At 75.0% G+C, this 22439-nt stretch carries 18 protein-coding genes; 8 read left to right on the top strand and 10 right to left on the bottom strand.

The genetic code is table 11. The annotated features are described in order from the left end of the window. Positions 1-36: 36 nt before the first annotated feature. Positions 37-1119: a S1 family peptidase gene (locus AB0C78_RS32745; RefSeq protein WP_360755466.1), complete on the bottom strand. Its 1083-nt coding sequence runs from the start codon at positions 1117-1119 to the stop codon at positions 37-39. 332 nt (positions 1120-1451) lie between these two features. Here AB0C78_RS32745 and AB0C78_RS32750 point away from each other — a divergent pair, with 332 nt between their 5' ends. From AB0C78_RS32750 to AB0C78_RS32765, 4 genes are all read left to right on the top strand, one after another. After that, positions 1452-2444, top strand: coding sequence for an ABC transporter ATP-binding protein (locus AB0C78_RS32750; RefSeq protein WP_360755469.1), 993 nt, complete (start codon positions 1452-1454; stop codon positions 2442-2444). Positions 2445-2502: 58 nt separating this feature from the next. Further along, positions 2503-3456 (top strand): ornithine cyclodeaminase family protein, encoded by a 954-nt coding sequence (locus tag AB0C78_RS32755; protein ID WP_360755471.1) that lies wholly within the window; start codon positions 2503-2505, stop codon positions 3454-3456. An 88-nt stretch (positions 3457-3544) separates the two neighbouring features. After that, the gene (locus tag AB0C78_RS32760; RefSeq protein ID WP_360755473.1) at positions 3545-4345 is read left to right on the top strand and encodes an SDR family oxidoreductase; all 801 of its coding nucleotides are present in this window, start codon (positions 3545-3547) and stop codon (positions 4343-4345) included. Next, positions 4342-5406: a dihydrodipicolinate reductase gene (locus AB0C78_RS32765; RefSeq protein ID WP_360755476.1), complete on the top strand. Its 1065-nt coding sequence runs from the start codon at positions 4342-4344 to the stop codon at positions 5404-5406. Before AB0C78_RS32760 ends, AB0C78_RS32765 begins: the two co-directional genes overlap by 4 nt. On the opposite strand, the gene AB0C78_RS32770 is transcribed toward AB0C78_RS32765, so the two are convergent. The 7 genes from AB0C78_RS32770 to AB0C78_RS32800 form a co-directional block, all read right to left on the bottom strand. Continuing rightward, positions 5403-6242: a nitroreductase/quinone reductase family protein gene (locus AB0C78_RS32770; protein WP_360755479.1), complete on the bottom strand. Its 840-nt coding sequence runs from the start codon at positions 6240-6242 to the stop codon at positions 5403-5405. The genes AB0C78_RS32765 and AB0C78_RS32770 overlap by 4 nt on opposite strands. A gap of 367 nt (positions 6243-6609) precedes the next feature. Beyond that, the gene (locus AB0C78_RS32775) at positions 6610-9591 is read right to left on the bottom strand and encodes a BREX system ATP-binding domain-containing protein (protein ID WP_360755482.1); all 2982 of its coding nucleotides are present in this window, start codon (positions 9589-9591) and stop codon (positions 6610-6612) included. A 78-nt stretch (positions 9592-9669) separates the two neighbouring features. Continuing rightward, positions 9670-11160 (bottom strand): fatty acid--CoA ligase family protein, encoded by a 1491-nt coding sequence (locus AB0C78_RS32780; RefSeq protein WP_360755485.1) that lies wholly within the window; start codon positions 11158-11160, stop codon positions 9670-9672. Further along, a complete protein-coding gene (locus tag AB0C78_RS32785) occupies positions 11157-12377 on the bottom strand; it encodes a cytochrome P450 (protein ID WP_360755488.1) in 1221 nt (406 codons plus the stop codon). The genes AB0C78_RS32780 and AB0C78_RS32785 overlap by 4 nt, the downstream gene beginning before the upstream one ends. After that, positions 12374-13468 (bottom strand): FAD-dependent oxidoreductase, encoded by a 1095-nt coding sequence (locus AB0C78_RS32790; protein WP_360755491.1) that lies wholly within the window; start codon positions 13466-13468, stop codon positions 12374-12376. Before AB0C78_RS32790 ends, AB0C78_RS32785 begins: the two co-directional genes overlap by 4 nt. Next, the gene (locus AB0C78_RS32795) at positions 13465-14409 is read right to left on the bottom strand and encodes a hypothetical protein (RefSeq protein WP_360755494.1); all 945 of its coding nucleotides are present in this window, start codon (positions 14407-14409) and stop codon (positions 13465-13467) included. Before AB0C78_RS32795 ends, AB0C78_RS32790 begins: the two co-directional genes overlap by 4 nt. A gap of 390 nt (positions 14410-14799) precedes the next feature. Then, positions 14800-16044 (bottom strand): glycosyltransferase, encoded by a 1245-nt coding sequence (locus tag AB0C78_RS32800; RefSeq protein WP_360755496.1) that lies wholly within the window; start codon positions 16042-16044, stop codon positions 14800-14802. 168 nt (positions 16045-16212) lie between these two features. On the opposite strand from AB0C78_RS32800, the gene AB0C78_RS32805 reads away from it, so the two are divergent. Further along, positions 16213-16887 (top strand): histone deacetylase, encoded by a 675-nt coding sequence (locus AB0C78_RS32805; RefSeq protein WP_360755499.1) that lies wholly within the window; start codon positions 16213-16215, stop codon positions 16885-16887. Beyond that, a complete protein-coding gene (locus AB0C78_RS32810) occupies positions 16874-17323 on the top strand; it encodes a peroxiredoxin (protein ID WP_360755502.1) in 450 nt (149 codons plus the stop codon). The genes AB0C78_RS32805 and AB0C78_RS32810 overlap by 14 nt, the downstream gene beginning before the upstream one ends. A 21-nt stretch (positions 17324-17344) precedes the next feature. Here AB0C78_RS32810 and AB0C78_RS32815 read toward each other — a convergent pair whose 3' ends face one another. Continuing rightward, positions 17345-18973, bottom strand: a complete 1629-nt coding sequence (locus AB0C78_RS32815; protein ID WP_360755514.1) for a CocE/NonD family hydrolase — start codon at positions 18971-18973, stop codon at positions 17345-17347. A gap of 168 nt (positions 18974-19141) precedes the next feature. On the opposite strand from AB0C78_RS32815, the gene AB0C78_RS32820 reads away from it, so the two are divergent. After that, positions 19142-20203 (top strand): mechanosensitive ion channel family protein, encoded by a 1062-nt coding sequence (locus AB0C78_RS32820; protein ID WP_360755505.1) that lies wholly within the window; start codon positions 19142-19144, stop codon positions 20201-20203. Between the two features lie 48 nt (positions 20204-20251). On the opposite strand, the gene AB0C78_RS32825 is transcribed toward AB0C78_RS32820, so the two are convergent. Next, positions 20252-20836, bottom strand: coding sequence for a TetR/AcrR family transcriptional regulator (locus AB0C78_RS32825; RefSeq protein WP_360755508.1), 585 nt, complete (start codon positions 20834-20836; stop codon positions 20252-20254). A 112-nt stretch (positions 20837-20948) separates the two neighbouring features. Between AB0C78_RS32825 and AB0C78_RS32830 the strand changes: the two genes are divergently transcribed. Next, entirely contained in the window at positions 20949-22373 is a 1425-nt protein-coding gene (locus AB0C78_RS32830; RefSeq protein WP_360755511.1) for an MFS transporter, read from the top strand. Positions 22374-22439 lie beyond the last annotated feature (66 nt).

Here is a 22439-nt window from a genome sequence, read left to right on the forward strand (position 1 = left end):
GGACACCGCCCCGCCGCCGATCTCGACCGCTGCGACTCAGTAGACCGAGACGCCGAAGGCGCTCAGCGCGGCGGTGACGGGCTGGAAGAACGTCGTCCCGCCGGAGGTGCAGTCGCCGCTGCCGCCGGAGGTGAGGCCGAGCGCGCTCGACCCGGCGAACAGCGAGCCGCCGCTGTCGCCCGGCTCGGCGCACACCGTGGTGCGGATCAGGCCGCTGACGCTGCCCTCCTGGTAGTTCACCGTCTGGTTGAGGGCGGTGACGCGGCCGCTGTGCAGGCCGGTGGTGCTGCCGCTGCGGTACACGGTCTGCCCGACCGTGGCGTTCGCGGCGCCGGTGATGTCGCGGGTGCCGCTGCTGTAGAGGCTCACGGACCCCTGGGTGTCGGCGGGGGTGGAGGTGTACTGGACGAGCCCGTAGTCGTGGCCGGGGAACACGCTGCGGACCGTGCGGCCGAGCGTGCGGCCGGACGAGTCGGTCCAGGTGGTGCCGATGTTGGTGCAGTGCCCGGCGGTGAGGAAGTAGTAGGTGCTGCCGCTGCGGACGTTGAAGCCGAGCGAGCAGCGGGCGCCGCTCGTGTAGATGGCCTCGCCGCCGCGGGTGAACGTGCGGAACTTCCCGGCGACGCGCTCGGTGCGGACGGCCGCGCCCTGCTTGGCGGCGGCGGCCTTCACCTTCTTCAGCGCGGCGCCCTTGACGCTGCCGTCCATGGTCAGGACGACCTGGTCGGTGGCGGGGTCGGCGGCCCAGGCGGTGCCGGGGACGGTCGCGTCGCGCTTGAGCGCGGCCATGACCTTCTTCAGGTCGGCGCCGCTGCGCGCGACCGTCTGCGGCACCGCGCCGGCGGCGCGGACGGCCCGCGCGGACGCGGCGTCGGTCACCGTGACGACCAGCCGGTCGCCCTTCAGGTAGGAGCCGGCGGTGTGCGAGCCGAGCCGCTGCGCGAGCGCCGCGCCCACGGCCTCCTGCCCGGCCGCGGTGCTCGCGGCGAACACGGTGCCGGCGGCGGACGCGGCGGACGGGGACGCCGCGTGCGCGGGGACGCTTGCGAGGGCGGTCGCCAGCAGGCCGGTCGCCGTCAGGGTGACGGCGCCGCCGACGCGTGCGTGACGGATCTTCACTGTGCCTCCAGGGGGGAGCGGGCACACCCGTGTGGTGCACCGGAGGTTCCGCACATCGTGGAAGAAGCGTCATCCGGGACGAAAGGGAAGAAAGTGCCTAAGTGCTGGTGATCGTCTTGTCACCATGGGTGCGCGCCGCCGGTCGCGGGCGGGGGAGCGGCGCGCCCGCCGGGCGCGCGGGTTCGGCGGCCGGGCGGCGAACCGGGCCGCGGCTGGACGCGGAGTCCAATGGGCCTCCCCGCGCGGCGCTCCGCGTCGTAGGGTCGAGGCGACGGGGGACCGGACATATGACGCGGATCCCCCGCCCCCGGTTCCCCGGCACGGGAGTGCCCATGGGAGTCGAGATCCGGGTGGAAGGGCTGAGGAAGTCGTTCGGGCGGCAGGTCATCTGGGAGGACGTGTCGCTCACCGTCCCGGCGGGCGAGATCTCCGCGCTGCTCGGGCCGTCCGGCACCGGCAAGTCGGTGTTCCTGAAGAACCTCGTCGGGCTGCTGCGCCCCGACCGCGGCCACGTCTACGTCGGCGGCGGAGACGTCCCCCGGCTCGCCGAGGGCCGGCTCTACGAGATGCGCCGCCATTTCGGCGTGCTGTTCCAGGACGGCGCCCTGTTCGGTTCGATGAACATCTTCGACAACATCGCGTTCCCGCTGCGCGAGCACACCCGGAAGGGCGAGTCGGAGATCCGCCGGATCGTGCTGGAGAAGATGGAGATGGTGGGGCTCTCCGGCTCCGAGCACAAGCTGCCCGGCGAGATCTCCGGCGGGATGAAGAAGCGCGCCGGGCTGGCCCGCGCGCTCGTCCTCGACCCCGACATCATCCTGGCGGACGAGCCGGACTCCGGCCTGGACCCGGTCCGCACCGCCTACCTGAACCAGCTGTTCGTCGACCTCAACGCCGAGATGGGCGCGACGTTCCTGATCGTCACGCACGACATCGGCACCGCCCGCGTGCTGCCCGACAACCTCGGCCTGCTGTTCCGCCGCGGGCTGGTGATGTTCGGGCCGCGCGAGATGGTGCTGTCCAGCACGCACCCGGCGGTCAACCAGTTCTTCAACGCGCGGCGTGAGGGCCCGATCGGGATGGCCGAGGAGAAGGACCTGGCCGACGTGGCGGGCGAGGCGCACGTCCCGCAGGCGATGCCGGGGCCGATCCCGCCGCAGCTGATGCCGAGCGACGGCAGCGTCCGGCCCGCGATGCGCCGCCCCGGCGCCTGGCTGCGGCAGCACGGCGTGACGCCGCCGCCCGGGTCGTTCATCGACGGGCAGGGGAACGACTGGCTGGCGGACTGGGACCGGCTGACCGCGGCCCGGCGCCGTCCGGAGTGACCCCCGGGCCGGGCGTGACGCACGTGACACCTGACGGCGGGGACGGGAGAATGATCCGGTGACATTGCTTCTGTCCCGTTCCGAGCTGGAATCGCTGCTCGTCCCCGCCGCGTGCCTCGAGGCGCTGCGCCGCGGCTTCACCGCCGCGGAGGACGGCACGGTGCCGCGGCGCGTCGTGGCGAAGGTGCCGGGCCAGGGCACCGCCACGGCGCTGCTGCCCGGCGTGGTGGAGGACATCCCCGCCTACACGGTGAAGGTGAACGCCAAGTTCCCGGGATCGCGGCCCGCGCTGCGCGGCGTGGTGTGCCTGCACGACCTCGGCACCGGCGAGCTGCTCGCGCTGCTGGACTCGGCGACCGTCACCGCGTGGCGCACCGGCCTCGCCGCCGCGCTCGGCACGCACGCGCTGGCCCGTCCCGCCGCCGACACGGTCGCGGTCATCGGCGCGGGCGCGCAGGCCGAGCTGGTGATGCGGGGGCTGGCGGAGCTGCGGCCGGTGCGCGGGCTGACCGTCTGCGACCTGGACGCCGAGCGCGCCGCCGCGTTCGCGGAGCGGCACGGCGAGCGGCTCGGCGCGCGGGCGTCGGTCGCCGCCGACCCGCGCGACGCCGTCCGGGGCGCCGGCATCGTCGTCGTCGCGACGTGGGCGCGCCGCCCGCTGCTGCACGCCGCCGACGTCGCGCCGGGCACCCACGTCACCTCGCTCGGCGCGGACGAGCCCGGGAAGGCCGAGCTGGCGGCCGACCTGCTGGAGGGCGCCCGGGTGGTGGTCGACGACGTGCCGCTCGCGGTCGAGATGGGGGTGCTCGCGGGCGCGGGCCTGGACGTCAAGCACGCGGCCGGGACGCTGCGCGACCTGCTGCTCGGCGAGGTGCCGGGCCGGGTGAAGGACGGCGAGGTGACGGTGTACGCGCCGGTCGGCCTGCCCTGGCAGGACCTCGCGCTGAGCTGGACGGCCTACCGGGCCGCCCGCGCCGCGGGGACGGGCCGGGAGACCGACTTCCTGGCGTGACCGCACCGCCGCGCGCAGCGTATTGAAACAGGTTCTAGTTCCTGTCTAGGCTGGGCGGTCACGGGCGAACGACCGGGAGGTGACGCCGGTGATCCAGGACCGGTTCCGAATCGAGGGCAGGGTCGCGGTGGTGACCGGCGCGGGCCGCGGGATCGGCGCGGCCGCCGCGGTGGCGCTCGCCCAGGCCGGCGCGGACGTGGCGATCTCCGCCCGCACCGAGGAGCAGCTGCGCAAGGTGGCCGCGGAGATCGAGGCGGCCGGCCGGCGCGCCCTCGTCGTCCCCGCCGACCTCAGCAGGCCGGACGCGGCCGCCGAGCTCGCCGCGCGCGCCGTCGAGGGCCTCGGCCGCCTCGACATCGTGGTCAACAACATGGGCGGCACCATCCCGAACGCCTTCCTGGACACCACGCCCGAGTACCTCGAGAACGCGTTCCAGTTCAACGTCAGCACCGCGCACGCGCTGACCCGCGCCGCCGTGCCGCACATCCTGGAGTCCGCGACCGCGTCCGCGCCGGGCGCCGTCGTCAACATCTCCTCGGTGATGGGACGGGTCGCCGGCCGCGGCTACCTCGCCTACGGCACCGCCAAGGCCGCCCTCGCCCACTACACCCGGCTCGCCGCCACCGACCTCGCGCCGCGGATCCGCGTCAACGCGGTCGCCGTCGGCTCCGTCGCGACGTCCGCGCTCGACATCGTGATGACCAACGACGAGCTGCGCACGCAGATGGAGCGGGGCACCCCGCTCGGCCGCATCGGCGACCCCGAGGACGTCGCGGCGGCCGTCCTCTACCTCGCCTCGCCCGCGGCCGCCTACACCACCGGCACCGTGCTGCGCGTCGACGGCGGCATCGACGTCCCGAACCTCGACCTCGGCCTGGAGGACCTGTGACGTACCGCGTCGTCCAGTGGAGCACCGGCAACGTCGGCCGGCACGCGATCGCGGGCATCGACGCCCGCCCCGACCTGGAACTGGCCGGAGTGTGGGTGTCCAACCCCGCCAAGATCGGCAAGGACGCCGGGGAGCTCGCCGGGCTCGGCCGCACCCTCGGCGTCGCCGCGACCGGCTCGGAGGAGGAGCTGCTCGCGCTGCGCCCCGACTGCGTCGTCTACACCTCGATGGCCGACGTCCGGCTGATGGAGGCGATCGACGACCTGTGCCGCATCCTGCGCGCCGGGATCAACGTCGTGTCCAGCAGCCCGGTGTTCCTGCAGTTCCCGGACGGCGTCGTCCCGCCGGAGATGTCCGATCCGGTGCGGGAGGCGGCGGAGGCGGGCGGCGCGTCGCTGTTCGTCAACGGCATCGACCCCGGCTTCGCCAACGACGCGCTGCCGCTCGCCGTCACCGGCATCAGCGAGCGGATCGACCAGGTCCGCTGCATGGAGATCCTCAACTACGCCACCTACGACCAGGGCACCGTCCTGTTCGACATCATGGGGTTCGGCCGGTCCCTCGACGACACGCCGATGCTGCTGCAGCCGGGCGTGCTGACGATGGCGTGGGGCAGCGTCGTCCGCCAGCTCGCCGCGGGCCTCGACGTGGAGCTGGACGAGGTCACCGAGCACCACACCCGGCTGCCCGCCCCCGAGACCTTCGAGGTGTCCTCCGGGACGATCGAGAAGGGCACCGCCGCCGCGCTCCGCTTCGAGGTGCGCGGGATGCGCGGCGGCGAACCCGTGATCGTCCTGGAGCACGTCACCCGGCTGCGCGACGACCTCGCCCCCGACTGGCCGCAGCCCGCCGGTGCGGGCTGCTACCGGGTCGAGGTCCGCGGCGAACCGGACTACACCGTCGACCTCCAGCTGCTCGGCGGCGACGGCGACCACAACACCGCGGGGCTGAAGGCGACCGCGATGCGGCTGGTCAACGCGGTCCCCGCGGTCGTGGCGGCGCCGCCCGGCCTGCTCACCGCGCTCGACCTGCCGCCGATCACCGGCCGCGGCCTGCTCTAGCGCGGGGCCGGGGCGGCGTTCAGGACCGGGACGAGCGCGTCCTCCTCCCGGTCCAGGTGGGCCTCCAGGTCGGCGGTGAGCCGGTCCACGTCGGCGGCGAGGGCCGCGCGGTCCGGCGCGTCGCCGGTGACGAGGTCGCGGAGCCGGTCCACGATCGTCTTGATCGCTTCGTGCTCCGCGCGCATCCGCGCGAGCGCCGGCGCCAGCCCGGGGTGGTCCCGCTCGACGCCGGGGAACAGCATCAGGTCCTCGCCCGCGTGGTGGTTGCCGAGCCCCTGGCACAGCACCAGGCAGTTCACGCGGAGCTGCGCGCCGAGCCCCGCACCGGACGCGGAGACCTCCGCGCGGATCCGGCGTAGCTCGTCGCGGAACGCGTCGTGCACCGCGACGAGCATGTCGCCGGGGCGCTCCGGCCCGGGCGGCGGGCCCTCGGTCGTCTGCACCAGCGCGACGACCGGCAGCGTCCGGCCCGACTTCGCCTCGTACTCCGCCCAGCCGGGGTCGCTCTCGACGGCCCGCGCGAACGCCCGGTCGCGCTCGTCGCCCTCCAGGACGACCGCCTCCGCCTCGTACTTGAACGCGCCGCTCTCCACGGTCACGCGCGGGTTCGCGACGAGGTTGTGGAACCATGCGGGGTGCTTCGGTGAGCCGCCCGCGGACGCGATGACGAGGACGCGCCCGATGCCGTCCGGGAGGTAGCCGAGCGGCGTGGTGTGCGGGGCGCCCGTCCGCGCCCCGGTGGTGGTCAGCAGGAGCAGCCGGCCGCCCTCGAAGGGGCCGCCGACCCGGCCGCCGTTCGCGCGGAACTCCGCGATGACCTGCTCGTTGAAATCCATTCTGTGGTGGTCGTCCTCTCTGTTTTCGGGCATGGCGAATCGACTGTCGAAAGGGGATGTGTGCAGGCCGTCGAACGGCATGCGAAAACGGCACGCGAACGGCGCAGGGAATAGCGCTCCGAACGGCGTGTGAAGAAAAGGGGGAAGGCGTCCGCGGGCGGCGGTGGTCAGCGGGCACGCCGCTGACATCGCGCTATGCGGAGAAGAAGGAAGAAGGGGAAGGGCAGGGCGGGCCGCGCGCCCGCCTCCGGCTCACTCGGAGGCCGGGTGCCTCACTCGCTCGTGGCCCATGGCCGACCCGGCAGTCACGGAAGCGAATCTACTCAAGCCGCGCGCATTTCTCAAGTGCGCTTTCCCGGCCCCTTTTTCACAGTCCTTCGCGGAGGGCGAGGGCGGCGGCCTGGGTGCGGCCGCTGACGTTCAGTTTCGCGAGGATGTTGGAGACGTGCACGCTCGCGGTCTTCGGGGAGATGAACAGCGCCGCCGCGATCTCCTTGTTGTTGCGTCCCTCGGCGACCAGCTTCAGCACCTCCCGCTCCCGCGCGGTCAGCGCGGCGAACGGCCCCGCCGGGGCGGGGGCGGCGGCCCGGCCGGCGCCGGTGTCCAGCCGGGCGCGGGATCCGAGGTCGCGGAGCGCCGCCAGCAGCGGCGCCGCGCCGAGCCGCTCTGCCGCCGCGACCGCCCGCCGCCACTCCTCGGCGGCCGCGTCCCGGTCGCCGCTCTCGGCGAGGGCCTCCGCGAGCCGCCACCGCGACCGCGCCACCTCGTACACGAACCCGCCGTCCGGGTCGCCGTAGGTGAACAGGTCCACGGCCGTGCGCCACAGGTCCGCGTCGAGGACGCCGTCGAGGCGGCGCCGCTCCGCCTCGGCGCGGGCCAGCCAGGCGCGCCCCTCGACGCCGAGCCAGCCGCGGGGCCATCCGTCGGAGGTGGTCGTCGCGGCGCGGCGGGCGCGCCCGATCAGGTCGTCGCCCGCCTCGATCGCGGCGCGGACCGCGTCCTCGTCCCCGGCGGCGCGCGCGCGGGCCGCCAGCTCGGCGTGCGCCCACAGGCCGATCGCCGCGACGCGGATGACGGGCGCCTCCTGCGTGTAGACGCTCTCCCGCAGCGTCCGCTCGACGTGCTCGACCGCCTCGCCGGGGTCGCCGTTCCAGAGCGCGTGCTCGGCGGCGAGGCCGTGCGCGACGTAGTTGAGGAACGAGTCCCTCGCCCACAGCGGCGCGATCCAGCGCAGCCGCTCCTCCACCGCCGGGCTGCCCTGGGCGACCTCGGTGAACAGCGCGTACGCCGACACCTGCGCCTCGGGCGTCCGCGCGACCCGGACGGCGAACTCGCCGGCGAGCCGGTCCGCCTCCGCCCAGTCGCCGGAGGTGTAGTGGATCAGGTACCGCAGGCAGCGCAGGACGATCCCGTAGGTGCTCCAGCCGAGCCCGGCGTCCAGCGTCCACTTCACGGCCTCGTCGGCCGCGGCGGTGGCGCCGGCGAGGTCGCCCCGGTCGAACTTCGCCCGCGCGTGGTGGAACGCGGCGCGCAGCGCGACGACCTGGCGGCCGCCCTCCAGCGCCAGGTCCCGGGCCCGCTCGAACACCTCGACCACGTCCGGGGCGGCCTCCCGCGACTCGCGGAACACGCCGAGCGTCACCAGCAGGCTCGCCTCGGCGCCGGTGGCGCCGGTGGCGCGCGCCAGCTCGATCGCCTCCTCCGCGACCGCGGGCATCTCGCCGTGCTCGTCCTGGTACAGCAGCGTGCGGGCGTAGGTGGACAGCGCGGCGGCGCGCTCGGGACGCGGCGGGTCCGGCGGCAGCATCGCGACGGCGGCGCGGGCCATCTCCTGCGACTCGTCGTCCTCGTCGACGTCGGAGAGGTACTCGGCGAGCCGGTCCCGGATCCGGGCGCCGAGCACGACGTCCGCGGGGTCGGCGAGCTCCAGCAGGCGCCGCAGCCGGGAGATCGCGCGGCGCTGCTCGCCCGCCCTTCCCGACGTGCGGACGGTGTCGAGCGCCAGCCCCATCCGGTCGGTGCCGGACGCGCCCTCCGGGTCCGGGACCGCCTCCCACAGCTCCAGAGCCCGGTCGTAGTGCTCGAACGCCTCGTCGGGCGCGCCGAGCCGCTCGGCCTCCCGGCCCGCCCGCACCGACGCGGCGAACGCGGTCGGCAGGTCGTGCGCGGCGAGGCTGTGGTGCGCCAGCTCCGCCGCCGACCCGCGCCGCCCGCCCGGCGGGACGTCCGGGCCCGCGCCGAGCAGCCGGGCGAAGTCGGCGTGCAGCCGGGTCCGCTCGCCGGGCAGCAGGTCGGCGTAGACGGCCTCGCGCAGCAGCGCGTGCCGGAACGTGTAGCCGGTGCCCGCCGGGACGAGCAGCTGGTGCGAGACGACCTCGCGCAGCGCCTCCCCGACCGCGGCCTCGTCCAGGCCCGCCGCCCGGCGGACCAGCTCGTCGTCGATGCGGCGGCCGGCGACCGCGGCGACCCGGACGACGCGCTGCGCGCCGTCCGACAGCCGCTCGACCCGCGACAGCAGCAGGTCGGCGAGCCCGGCGGGCAGGTCGTCGCCGGTGCTCTCCGCCGAGTACAGCTCGGCGGCGTAGAACGCGTTGCCCTCGGAGCGGCGGTGCACCCGCTCGACGGTGCCGGCGGTGACGGGCGCGCCGCCGCCCGCCAGCCCGGCGAGGTACTCGGCGGTCTCGGCGGGCCCGAACGGGCGGACCTCGACGCCGGTCACGGTCGGCAGCCGCAGCAGCTCGGCGACCACCGGCCGCAGCGGGTGCCGGCGGTGCAGGTCGTCGGACCGGTAGGTGCCGACGAGGCAGACCCGCTCGCGCGACAGCACCCGGCTGAGGAAGGTCAGCAGGTGCCGGGTCGACCGGTCGGCCCAGTGCAGGTCCTCCAGGACGAGCAGGACGGGCCGGTCCCGGCCCTCGGTGCGCGCGCCGAGCTCGCCGAGCAGCCCGAGCACCGCGCCGAACAGCTGCTGCTGGCCGAGCTCGGACGCCGCGTCGGGCGGCCCCTCGCCGTCCGGGAGCAGCCGCCGCAGCACCGGGCGGGACTCCAGCGCCGCGCGCACGTCGGCCGCCTCCGGGCCCGTGCCGCGCGACGCGGTCCACAGCGCGTCCGCCAGCGGCAGGTAGGGCATGCTCTCGCCCAGCTCGGCGCACTGCCCGACCAGCACGGCGCAGTCCCGCTCGCGGGCGGCGGCGGTGAGCGCGGACACCAGATGCGTCTTGCCGACGCCGGCGTCGCCGCTGACCAGCACGACGGCGGCGCCGCCCGCGGCGGCCCGGTCGAGCGCGCCGGTCAGCTCCGCCAGCTCGGCGGTCCTGCCGATCAGCACTCGGCCGCCCCTTTCCGTCATCCCGCACAGTATCCCAGGGGACGGGATGAACCGCCCGCGGTACCGGGCCGCGCGCCGCCTGCCCGGGCCGCGCGCCGCCTACACGGGCGCGCCGGGGCCGGCGGCGAACCGGGTGGCCAGCGCGGCCTTGTCGGGCTTGCCGCCGGGCGTGCGGGGCAGCTCGTCGATCTCCCACAGGTGCCGCGGCTCGCAGCGCGCCCCGAGCGCGCCGCGGACCAGCTCCCGGAGGCCGTCGAGATCGACCGGCCGGCCGTCCCGCCCGACGACGACGCCCGCGAGGACCCGCCCGGCGGCGTGCGGGAGCGCGAACACGGCGGCGTCGAGCACGGCCGGGTGGCCGGTGAGGACGTGCTCGATCGGGTGCGCGTACAGCCCGCCGGGGAGCCGGTCCTCGGTCCGGTCGAGCAGGAACAGGTGCCCGTCGGCGTCCATGCGGCCGACGTCGCCGGTGCGCAGCCAGCCGTCCCGGCACGCCGCGGCGGTGCGCGCGGGGTCGCCGGGGTAGCCGCTCATCCGCTGCGGCGACCGCGTCCACACCTCGCCGGCCTCGCCCGCGGGCAGGTCGGCGCCGTGCCGGTCGCGGACGCGCAGCTCGACGCCCGGCACGGCGCGCCCGACCGACATCAGCAGCTCGGGCCGGGCGTGGTCGCGCGGCTCCAGCACGGTCAGGAACCCGCCCTCGGACGTGCCGTAGTTCTGCATCAGCAGCGGGCCGAGCCGCCCGGCGGCCCGCGCGGTGCGGGCGGGCACGGCGGCGGCACCGCCGTAGACGATCAGCCGCAGGGTCGTCAGGTCGGCGGGCGCGTCCTCCAGGTGCTCGGCGAGCCCGTACAGGTCGACGGGACGGCCCGCCATCAGGTGCGTCACCGCCTCCCGCTCGATCGTCTCCGCCAGCCGCTGCGGCCGCGCGTCCGGTTCCAGGACGGCGGTGCCGCCGCCCGCGAGCGTCCAGATCACGAACATGTCCGGCAGGTACCGCGCGCGCGGCGTGACCAGCAGCCGCCACGGCGGCGGCCCGTACATGGCCTGCGCGGCGGCGAGGTGGGCGGCCTCGGCGTCCGGCCCGTACGCCACGATCTTGTTCTGCCCGGTCGTGCCGCTGCTGAAGGTCACCAGGGAGGCGCCGTCCGGGACGCCCGGCATGTCCACGTCGCCGGTCGCGGGCGCGAGGTACAGGCCGTCGTCGAGGGCCTCGTGGACGCGCACCGGGCACGCCGCGAGCAGCCTCTCCGCCTCCGCTCGCCGCGACGGGGCGTACAGCAGGGCCGACGCGTCCAATGCCCGCATCGCCCGCACGACGACCTCGTCCGGCACACCGCCCCAGACGTGGACGAAACGGCAGCCGAGCGCGAGCGCGACGATCCGCGCGACGGGCGACTCGGCGCCGGTGCCGTACAGGCAAACGATCGTGTCGCCCCGCCGGACGCCGCCCGCCGCGAGCCGCCCGGCCGCCGCCGACACCATGTCGAGGGCGTCGTCGCCGGACAGCCGCAGCCCGCCGCACACCAGCACCTCGCGCGGGCCCGCCGCCCGGAGGCCGTCCAGGAGCGCGCGCCCGAGCCCGTTCACCGGGACGTCCCGCCGAGCAGCACCGGCAGGGACGTGGTGCTCAGCGCGAGCACCGACCGCACCGGGTCCAGCTCGTCCGGCGGCTTGGCGAGCGCGAGCCCCGGGAACGCCGCGAACAGCGCGGACAGCGCCACCTCGCCCACGAGCCGGCCCAGCGGGGCGCCGAGGCAGAAGTGCGCGCCGTGCCCGAACGACAGGTGCGGCGGCGGGTCGGACGCCACGTCGAACCGCGCGGCCCGGTTGCCGTACCGGCCGGGATCGCGGCCCGCGGCGGCGAAGCACGCGAGGACGGCCTCGCCCTTCCGGACCGTCACGCCGCAGATCTCCACGTCCCGCACCGCGTAGCGCATCGGGAAGTGCCGCAGCGGCGCCTCCAGCCGCAGCGCCTCCTCCACCGCCGCGCTCCACGGCCGCGCGCCACCGCGCACCAGGTCGAGCTCGCCGGGGTCCGCCAGCAGCAGCCGCACCGCGTTCGTGATCAGGTTGACCGTGGTCACGTGGCCCGCCACGTACAGCTCCTGGACGGTGTCGAACACCTCGCCCTCGGTCAGCTCCGCGCCTTCCAGCGCGACCAGGTCGCTGATCAGGTCGTCGGCGGGGGAGCGGCGCCGCTCCTCGACGGTCTCCCGGATCACCGCGTCCCGCCCGGCGCGCGCGCTGGCCAGGCGCTCAGGCGTCCCGCGCGTCGTCGTGAGGACGTGGTCGTTGCCGGTCAGCTCCGCGCGGCGCTCGCGCGGGATGCCCATCACGTCCGAGATGACCTCGCACGGCAGCGGATACGCGAACTCCCGGCGCAGGTCGACCGGACCGGGCGGCAGGCCCGCCAGCCGGTCGACGAACTCCGCCGTCACGGCCTCCACCCGGGGACGCATCGCGGCGATCCGGCGCGCCGAGAATACCCGCGACAGCGGGCCGCGCAGCCGCCTGTGCTCCTCGCCCTCGGCGTTCAGCATCGTCCTGGCCAGCACGATCGGGGCGAGCGACCCGTCCGCGCGCAGCGCCCGCCGCCCCTCCGCCGACCAGTGCCGGACGTCCCGCGACAGGTCCGGATGGGCGAGGACCGCCTCCAGCACCCCGTGCCGCGCCGCCGCCCACGCCCGCACGCCCTCGACCTCCACCGGCACCAGGGCGCCCGCCTCCCGCAGCCGCGCGCTCTCCCCGTGGACGTCCCGGACCGCCGGATCCAGGACGAACCGGGCCCGCTCCGGGGCCGTCACACCCGCTCCGGCGTCGCGGCGAGCCGTCCGGCGTCGACGCCCGGGGCGCGGCCGGCGTACAGGTCGCGGACCACCTCCCCGGCGGCCGGCGCGGTGCACAGCCCGTGCCCGGAGAACCCGGCCGCATACAGGAACGGGATCGCGCCCGGCAGCCGCCCGATGAACTCCGTCCGGTCGGGGCTGGCGTCGCGGACGCCGGTGAACGCCGTCCGCACGTCCGCCCCGGCCAGCGCCGGGTACACCTCGGCCAGCCGCTCGCGCACCCGCGCCCGCCACCCGTCCCGGTCCGCGCCCGGATACCCCATGCCGACCAGCAGCCCGTCCCCGCGCCTGCGGACGAGCAGGCCGCTGTCCGCGTGCAGCGTCATCGGGACGTCCGGCATCGGCGCCCCGGACGGCGGCGGCCCGCACTCCAGCAGCTCCTGCTCGACCGGGTCGCCGAGCGGCAGCTCCACCCCCGCCGAACGGGCCAGCGGCGCCGACCAGGCCCCGGCCGTGCACACGACGGCGTGCGCGGCGAGCGGCCCGTCGCCGGTGTCGACCCGGCCCGCGCCGATGTCGACCGCCTTGACCGGGCAGCCCGTCCGCAGCTCGGCGCCCGCCCGCCGGGCCGCCTCGGCGAACCCGGCGACGATCGCCGCGGTGTCCGAGACGTACGCGTCCGGCGACCACGCCGCCGCCACCAGCGGGACGTCGCCGAGCAGCGGGTTGCGCCGCCGCGCCTCGTCCGCGCCGATCAGCTCGACGTCGACGCCCGCGGCGCGCTGCGCGGGCAGATCGGCCTCGCATGCCGCCACCTGCTCCTGCTCGCCGAACAGCACCAGGTAGCCGACCCGCCGGAGCGGCACCGCCCTCCCGGCCCGCTCGGCGAACGCCCGGTACGCGGCGAGGCTCCGCACCGCCATCGCCGAGCTGACCGGATTGCCGGGAAAGTAGGTGCGGACGACGTCCGCCGTCGCCCGCGACGCCCCCGACCCCAGCTCGTCCCGCTCCAGCAGCACGGTCCGGACGCCCGCCTCCGCCAGATGGCACGCCGCCGACAGCCCGACGACCCCGCCGCCGATCACCACCGCCGGATGCGGGCCGCTCACGACGCGGCCCCGGCCTGCCGCAGATGGTCGCCGACGTTCCACGGGAACAGGTGCAGGTTCCATCCGCCCAGGCAGTTCACGTACAGCGCCATGTGCGCCATCACCGCGGCGAAGTCCTGCCGCCGGTCCAGCCGGTCCAGGCCGTCGAGCAGCCGCTCGGTGAACCCGCCGAGCTTCTCCAGCCCGCAGTAGGCGAGGAACTCCGCGGGCACCGCGATCAGCGCGTGCGCCATCCGCCGCAGCGGCTCCAGCGGCAGCCCCTCGTGCGCCGCCCGGACGAGGCCGCTGTAGGCGTTGTATCCCAGCGGCCGGGTCTCGCCGTTGACGAACAGCAGCGTCGTCAGGACGGTCCCGTGCGTCCCGGCGCGCGACGCGATGCGCCCGTCGTGCAGGTCGACCAGCTCCTGCGGCGGGTCCAGCCAGATCCGCTCCGTCTCGGCGTGCACGTCGCCGACCAGCGCGTCCATCTCGGGGTCGGCCGCGGTCAGGCGCGGCACGCGGTGCCCGCCCGGCTCCCCGGCGCGGCGCACCTCCGCGACGACCGGCTTCTTGGACGAGTACACCGACTCCCATACGGCCCGCCCCGCGTCGGTGAGCGCGTCCAGGTCGCCTTCCGCGATCCGCCCGATCGGCGTCGCCGCCATCGGCTCGGTCAGCTCCCCGTACTTGATGCCGAGGTGCTGGAGCCGCGAGCAGAACAGCGTGCCGTCCGGCACGGCCCGGCGGTCGACCCGGTGCACGGCGGGCAGGTGGAGCACGTCGTGCACGGGCGCGACGTGGTACAGGTGGTGGCCGGCGACCAGCGCGTGCCCCTGCAGGCTCCGGTACGGCAGCGCGTCCCAGATCGCGTCGGCCAGCACGGGGTTGCGCTCGTCGAGGTCGGCGGCGACGGTGACGCCCAGCACGGGCCACCCGATCTCAATGCGTCTCGATGTCTTCACAGTCCGTAGCCATACCCTCTGACCTGCGAAAACATGCTCCCCCGCCGAGCCGAGCCCGCACGATCCGACCGGTAGGAGGCGAAGCCGAAGGCGAGCCTTCAAAGTAGGCGCAGCGACCCGAGCGACCACGCGAGCGCGCTATCTGACCGGCGAGACGAAGCCGAAGGCGAGCCTTCAAGAGGGCGCAGCAACCTGAGCGACCGCGCGAGCGCGCTATCTGACCGGCGTGACGAAGCCGAAGGCGAGTCTCGCCGGGAAGCTCGCGAAGCGAGTTCGCGCTCGCCCAATCGCGGTCAAGGGCCGAGCCGCCAGGCGAGGCACTTGGGCCGGGATTGAAATCAGCAAGGCCCCGGATCTGGGGGAGGATCCGGGGCCTGCGGTCGGTGGGGGTCAGCCGGCGAGTGCGGGGACGCGCTCGGCGTCGCTCTCCACCTCGTCCTCGGGGACGGGTTCGGGGTCGGGGACGGGCAGGATCCGCTCGTAGGCGCGGAGCGTCTCGGCGGCGATCCGGTCCCAGGAGTACCGGGACCGGGCGCGGTCGGCGGCGGCGATGGAGTAGCCGTGCAGGGTGGTCTCCTCGCCGAGGAGCCGGCGTACGGTGCGGCCGATGACGGCGGGCCGTCCGGCCGGCACGTGCAGGCCGGTGATCTTGTCGAGCACCTCGTCGGTGTTGCCGCCGGCCGGGGTCGCCACGACCGGGACGCCGCAGGCCATGGCCTCCAGCGGGGTGGTGGGGCAGGGCTGGGCGGGGGTCAGGCAGAGGACGAGGCTGGCGGTGCGCAGCAGCTTCGGCAGCGACTTGCGCGGCAGCCGGCCGAGGAAGATGACGCGGTCGGCGACGTGGAGTTCCTTGGCCAGCATCATGAGCCGGTGCACGACCGGATCGTTCTCGAGGTCCTCGCGGGCGGGGCCGCCGGCGACGGCGAGCTCGGCGCCGGGGACGTGGACCAGGGCGCGCAGCGCGGTCGCGACGTCGCCGGACTCGAGGTCGTCGCAGACCATCACGAGCCGGTCCCGGTCGCCGTGCGGCATCGCGGGGCCGACCTGGGCGAACTGGTCGGCGTCGACGGCGTAGGGGACCACGGCGACCGACGGCCGCGGGACGCCCATCCGGACCACCGCGCCCGCCTCCTCGGCGTGCCCGGCGAGGACGATGTCGGCGCCGCGGCCGATCGCCTTCTCGAGCCGGTCGCGGTGGGGGTGGACCCGGCCGCCGGCGCGCCGCTCGGCGGCGGCGACGCCGTGGTAGCTCTGGGCGAAGGGGATGCCGAGCTCGCGGGCGACGGCGCAGGCGGCGAGGCCGCCGATCCAGCCGTGCGCGTGCACGAGGTCGGGGCGTCCGGCGCCGGACCAGCGGTGGCGCAGCTCGTCGGCGAGGTCGCGGACGTGGTCGAGCAGCTCGTCGTCGGTCAGCGGGCGGGCCGGGCCGGCGTCCAGGTGGACGAGGGTCGCGCCCGGTCCGAGACGGACCCGGCCGCGGGCGTCCTCGGCCTGGCGCCGGGCGTAGACCGTGACCTGGTGGCCCGCGTCGGTGCGGGCGAGCGAACGGGCGAGATCCCGGACGTGGACTGACTGCAGGTGTTCGCCGTCAAGGTCGGAGGCGGACACGAGAGCGATGTTCAGCGTGCGGTGCATGACGTATCCTCCGGGACTACACAGGGGAAGCCTGGAGGTATCTGCGTCGTAGACACCTGACTCGCAGGAATCTATTTCCGGCCGCTCTCCCCGTCAAACCTCGCGAATCGGAACGCTCTCCCCATCGCGCCCCTCCAGGGCCTCTCACCAGCGTGGATACTGGAAGGGATGGACGAAAGTTCGCTCTGGTACGTCGCGTACGGCTCGAACCTCTTCCGCGAGAGGTTCCGCTGCTACCTGTCCGGCGGGCGTCCGGCGGGCGGCGCCCGGCACTACACCGGCTGCCGCGATCCGCGCCCGGCCCGCGCCGAGCTGTCGGTCACGCTGCCGGGCGGCATCTACTTCGCGCTGACGTCCCGGGTGTGGGGCGGCGGCATGGCGTTCTACGACCCGGCGCTGCCGGGGCGCGCCGCGGCCCGCGCCTACCTGCTGACCCGCACCCAGTTCTGCGACGTGGTGTCCCAGGAGATGCGCCGCGACGTCGGCGTGGACCACGACCTGTCGGAGGCCGTCGCGCACGGCCGGCAGAGCCTCGGCCCGGGCCGCTACGAGACGATCGTCAAGGTCGGCGAGCGCGGCGGGCATCCGATGCTGACGTTCACCGCGCCGCATCCCTCGTCCGCCGCCGAGCTGAACGCGCCGTCCGCGCCGTACCTCACCATGCTCGGCAACGGCCTCCGGGAGGCGCACGACTGGCCGGCGGCGCGCGCCGCCGCGTACCTCGCCGCCTGCCCCGGCGCGTCCGGGACCTGGACGCGGCACCGCATCGCGGCGCTTCTCGGCCCGCCCCGCCCTCCCGGTGACGGCGCGGGAGGGCTACGTTCGTCGCATGAACGTCGGTGACGTCGTTGACGACTTCGAACTGCCCGACCAGACGGGCGAACCGCGCACCCTGACCGGCCTGCTGGAGCAGGGCCCGGTCGTCCTGTTCTTCTACCCGGCCGCGATGACCCCCGGCTGCACCGCCGAGGCCTGCCACTTCCGCGACCTCGTCGCCGAGCTCGCCGAGGTCGGCGCCCACCCCGTCGGGGTCAGCGCCGATCCGGTCGCCAAGCAGAAGGAGTTCGCGGAGAAGAACGCGTTCGCCTACCCCCTCCTCTCCGACCCGGAGGGCACGGTCCGCGCCCGCTTCGGCGTCAAGCGCGGCCTGGCCATGCTGCCGACGAAGCGGCAGACCTTCGTCATCGACACCGACCGCCGCGTCCTGGCCGTCATCAAGAGCGAGATCCGCATGAACACCCACGCGGACAAGGCCCTGGAGGCGCTCCGCTCCCGCTGACCCGCGGCGGCGCTCGGTGAGTCAGCGGAGCGGGACGACCGGGAGGACGATGGCGCTCGGGTGGTCCGGGGTGTGCAGGACCTCCTGGTCGGCCGTGAGCATCTCGGTGGCGGTGCCGATGGGGGCGCCGGTGCCGGGGTTGCGGGCGACGCGGGGGTAGGCGCCGCTGGCGACCTGCACGCGGACGCGGTGGCCGCGCCGGAAGCGGTGCCCGGCGGGCCACAGCTCGACGGTGACGCGGCGGACGCCGTCCTCACCGGGCTCGGGCGAGCCGGGGACGAGCCGCCGCATGCCCTCGCACAGGTTGAGGGACTCGCCGTCCGGGGTGACGTCGCAGAGCCTTACGACGAAGTCGGTGTGCTCGCGGTTCGACCGGACGTGCAGGTCGGCGGTGACCGGGCCGATGATCTCCAGGTCGTCGTCCAGCACGGGCGAGGTGTAGACGAGCACGTCGCGGCGGCGTTCGAGGCGGCGCTGGTCGGTGACGGGGTGGGTCTCGCCGAGCAGGGTGGGGCCGCCGAGGAACGGCGTCGGGTGCTCGGGGTCGTACCGGTAGGCGTCGGGCTCGGACTCGGGCGGCTCGTCGGGGGAGAGGGCGCCGGCGGGCTGCAGGTGCCAGCGCTCCTCGCGCATCCCGGGGACGGGCCAGTCGGGGAACTCGCGCCACTCGTCGACACCCGTGACCAGCAGCCGGACGGGCTGCTCGCGCAGGCCGGACGGGTCGTCCAGCAGGTGCGCGCGGAACCATTTGACGGACTCGTGCACCGAGCCGCGCATCATCCGCTGGTCGGCGTGGAACCAGGGGCCGATGGTGAGGTAGGGGCGGTGCCCGGCGGCGCGGAGCGCGGCGTAGTCCTTGAGCTGCCACGGCAGGAAGATGTCGTACCAGCCGCCGGTCATGTTCACCGGGGCGTCGACCTGGGAGACGGTGGGGCTGAAGTCGCGCTTGTCCCAGAACGGGGTGTCGGGGCCGTTGACGAGGAGTTCCTGGAAGAACCGCTGCTGCTCGCCGGTCGCGATGCGGTCGAGCTCGGCGAGCGGGCGGCCCGACAGGGCGGCGCGCCGGGCGCGGCGCGGCGACATGATGCCGGTGGTGATGCCGGACAGCGAGTTCTTCATCCGGGCGGTGAGGTCGACCCAGATGAGCGCGGACTCCAGCGCGAACGTGCCGCCGACGTTGACCGCGTCGCGGAAGGTGGACGCGGTGACCTGCATCGACAGGGCCTTGAGCTCGGGCCCGGCCTCGGCGGCGACGGCCCACTGGACGTAGCCGAGGTAGCTCGGGCCGTGCATCGCGAAGGTGCCGCCGAACCAGGGCTGCTCCTTCAGCCACGCGATGGTGGCGAGGCCGTCCTCGCGCTCGTCGAGCGCCTCGAAGACGCCGCCGGAGCCGAAGCCGCCGCGGACGCTCTGCACCACGGCCTGGAAGCCGTGCGAGGCGAACGCCTGCCCGCACATGAGGCCGAACGGCCCGCGCCGCCCGTACGGGGAGCGGACGAGCACGACCGGCGCGCGCTCGACGCCGGCGGGGGCGTACCGGTCGGCCAGCAGCGTCACGCCGTCGGCGGCCGGGACCTTCAGGTCGCGGTCGACCGTCACCTTGTGGGGGCCGTTCCGCAGTCCGAGCGCCGTGACCCCGAGCCGGCGCATCCTCTCCACGCCTACCACTTGATCGATCGTATCCGGCGGGTGACGGGAACCCCGCTGTGAGGTGTCTCGCAGAATTGCGGGGTTTCACTACGATCGAGGGCGGTTTGCGGCAAGGATTGCGCACTGCCGAGGGACGGGCGGCGCGGGGCCGCACCGGAGGAGGGAACGATGCACCACGCCTTTCACGGGGTGAGCTGGGAGCGGTTCGTCGCCGCCGCCGTCGTGATGGTGGCGGCGCTCGCGATCGCGGTCGTGCTCCGGATCCTCACCGCCCGGCTGTTCCGCCGGGCCGGCGACACCCGCTGGGCCTGGGACGACCTCGCGGCGCGGCTGGTGCGCGACCTGGCGGTGCCGGTGGCGCTGCTCACCGGCGCGTGGTTCGCCGCGAAGACGCTGAAGATGCCGCACGGCACGCTCATCGTGACCGGGCGGGTGCTGTCGGCGGCGACGATCTTCGTGTTCTCGCTGGCACTGGCCCGGATGATCGCGGGGGTGGTGACGTCGGTCGCGTCGGCCCGGCAGGGCACCGCCGCGAACGTGACGATCTTCGCGAACATCACCCGGGTGCTGGTGATGGGCATCGGCATCCTGATCATGCTGCAGAGCCTCGGCGTCTCGATCACGCCGCTGCTCGGCGCGCTGGGCGTCGGCGGCCTCGCGGTCGCGCTGGCGCTGCAGGACACCCTGGCCAACCTGTTCGCCGGGGTGCACGTGCTCGCGTCCAAGACGATCGAGCCGGGCGACTACATCAAGCTGGCCACCGGCCAGGAGGGGTACGTCGTCGACATCAACTGGCGCAACACCTCGATCCGGACGCTGTCCGACAACATCGAGGTCATCCCGAACCAGCGGTTCAGCGACACGATCCTCACCAACTACCACCGCCCGGCGCAGGACATGTCGGTGATGGTGTACGCCAAGGTCGCCTACGACGTGGACCTCGACCGGGTGGAGAAGCTGCTGGTGAAGGTCGGCAAGGACGTCATGCACGACGTGCAGGGCGGCATCGAGGACGCGAACGTGCTGGTGCGCTTCGACGACTTCAACGACTCGACCGTCGGCTTCCACGTCATCCTGCGCTCGACCGAGTTCGGCGACCAGTTCGAGATCAAGCACCAGTTCCTGAAGCGGCTGCACCGCGTGCTGCGCGAGGAGGGCATCGCGCCGCCGTACTGGCACCACCGCGTGGTCGTCGACGAGACGGCGCGCAAGGACGAGATGGCGCTCTGAGCCCCCGCACGCGCCGGGAGCTGAGCGCGGCCCGGCGGTCCGCCCCGGTCAGGGGCGGATCATCGGCATGATGACGTCGTCGACCAGGGAGACGATGAACGCGTCGGTGACCTCGGACGACTCGGTGAGGTTGTGGTACACGATGACCGCCGGGCCGACGTTGGCGACCTGCCGGGTCACCGCACCGGGACGGACCACGCCGCGCGCGGCGCCGTCCTCGAGGACCCGGTAGAGCGCCTCCTTGACCGGGCCGGTCATCCGCGACTGCACGACGTCGTGCATGAGGCCCTTGCCGTCCTCGCGGGCGGTCTCCTCCTTGAGGACCCGGACCGGCGCGCCGTGGCAGGCCTCGATCGTCCGCTGGAACGTCCGGCACAGCCGGAGCACGTCCGCGCGGACGTCGCCGCTCGGCTCCTGCGCGGGCGGCTCGGGCAGGACGTGCTTGAGGGCGTCGGTGATGAGCTCGTCCTTGGACGACCAGCGCCGGTAGAGCGCGGCCTTGCCGGTGCGGGCGGCGGAGGCGACGCCCTCCATGGTCAGTTTCCGGTAGCCGACCGCTTCGAGCTGCGCGAACACCGCGTCGAAGATCGCCGCTTCGAGCGCGTCGCCGCGCCTGCGGGTGGCCGGGGTCACCGCGTGCTCCCAGAAATAGTGAACGCGAACGTTCTCTTTCGTGCCGATCGGTGGTACGTTCCCCACATAGTGTACTTCGCCGTTCCCTAATTTCCCGTTCCGGAGGTTCGCCGTGCCTGCCGCACCGCACGGGCGGACGGCCGCGCCGGAGGAGCCCACCGCTCCGCCGGCCGGTCCCCGCGTCCATCATCGTCCAGGCGTCGTCCTCGCCGTCATCGTGGGCTGCCAGCTCATGATCGGCCTCGACACCTCCGTCGTCACCATCGCGCTCCCCGACCTCCGGGCGGGCCTCGGGCTGTCGACCGGGGGGCTCGCCTGGGTCCAGAACTCCTACATGCTCGCATTCGGCGGCCTGCTGCTGCTCGGCGGGCGCGCCGGGGACGTGTTCGGCCGCCGCCGCACGTTCACCGCCGGCGTCGCGCTGTTCACCGCCGCGTCCCTGCTCGGCGGGTTCGCGAACGCCGGGTGGTGGCTGCTCGCCGCGCGCGCCGCGCAGGGCGTCGCCGCCGCCGTCGCCGCGCCGAGCGCGATGGCGCTGATCGCCACCAACTTCGAGGGCCAGGCCCGGGTCCGCGCGCTCAGCGTCTACTCCGCCGTGACGGGCGCGGGCGCCGCCGCCGGCATGCTCGTCGGCGGCGTCCTCACCGAGGCGGCGTCCTGGCGGCTGGTCTTCTTCGTCAACGTGCCGGTCGGCGTCGCGCTGGCGCTGCTCGCCCCGCGCGTGCTCACCGAGACCGCCCGCCGCCCCGGACGCTTCGACGCGACCGGCGCCGTCACGGCCACCGCGGGCATGACCGCGCTGGTCTACGCGCTGATCCGGGCCGGCTCGGACGGCTGGGGCGACGGCCGGGCGCTCGCCGCGTTCGGCGCCGCCGCCGTCCTGCTCGCCGCGTTCGTCGCCGTCGAGGCGCGCACGGCGCAGCCGATCATGCCGCTGTGGCTGCTCACCGGCCGCGACCGCGCCGCGTCCTACCTGTGCCAGCTGCTGCTGGTCGGGGCGAACTTCGGCGCGTTCTTCTTCTGCACCCTGTACCTGCAGCAGGTCCTCGGCTACGGGCCGCTCAAGGCCGGCGCCGCGTTCCTGCCGTTCGTCGGGCTCCAGTTCGCGACGGTCCGGGCCGCGCCGCGCCTGCTGCAGCGGTTCGGCGCCCGCGTCCTGGTCATCGCCGGGATGGCGTGCGCGCTGGCCGGGCTGCTGTGGCTGACGCGGCTCTCGCCCGGCGACGGGTACGCGGCCGGGGTGCTCGGGCCGTTCATGCTGATGGGCGCGGGCGGCGGCCTGGCGATCATGCCGCTGAACGCGACGATCCTCGGCAGCGTCGGCCCCGCCGACTCCGGTGCCGCGTCCGGCGTCGCGCAGACGATGCTGTGGTCGGGCGGGTCGCTGGGCTCGGCGGTCATGGTGACGGTCTTCGGGGCGGGCCACGCCGACACGGCGGCGCTGATGCACGACATGGACGCCGCGTTCGCGACCGGCGCGGGGTTCGCCGCCGCCGCGCTGCTGGTCGCGGTGGGGGTGCTGCGGGTCCAGCGGTGACGGGGGCGGGGGGGGGGCCGCGGCCGCGGGCGCCCCCCCCCCGCCGCGGCCGGCGGGGGGCGGGCG

The organism is Actinomadura sp. NPDC048394, from assembly GCF_040651755.1.
GTDB lineage: Bacteria > Actinomycetota > Actinomycetes > Streptosporangiales > Streptosporangiaceae > Spirillospora > Spirillospora montaniterrae.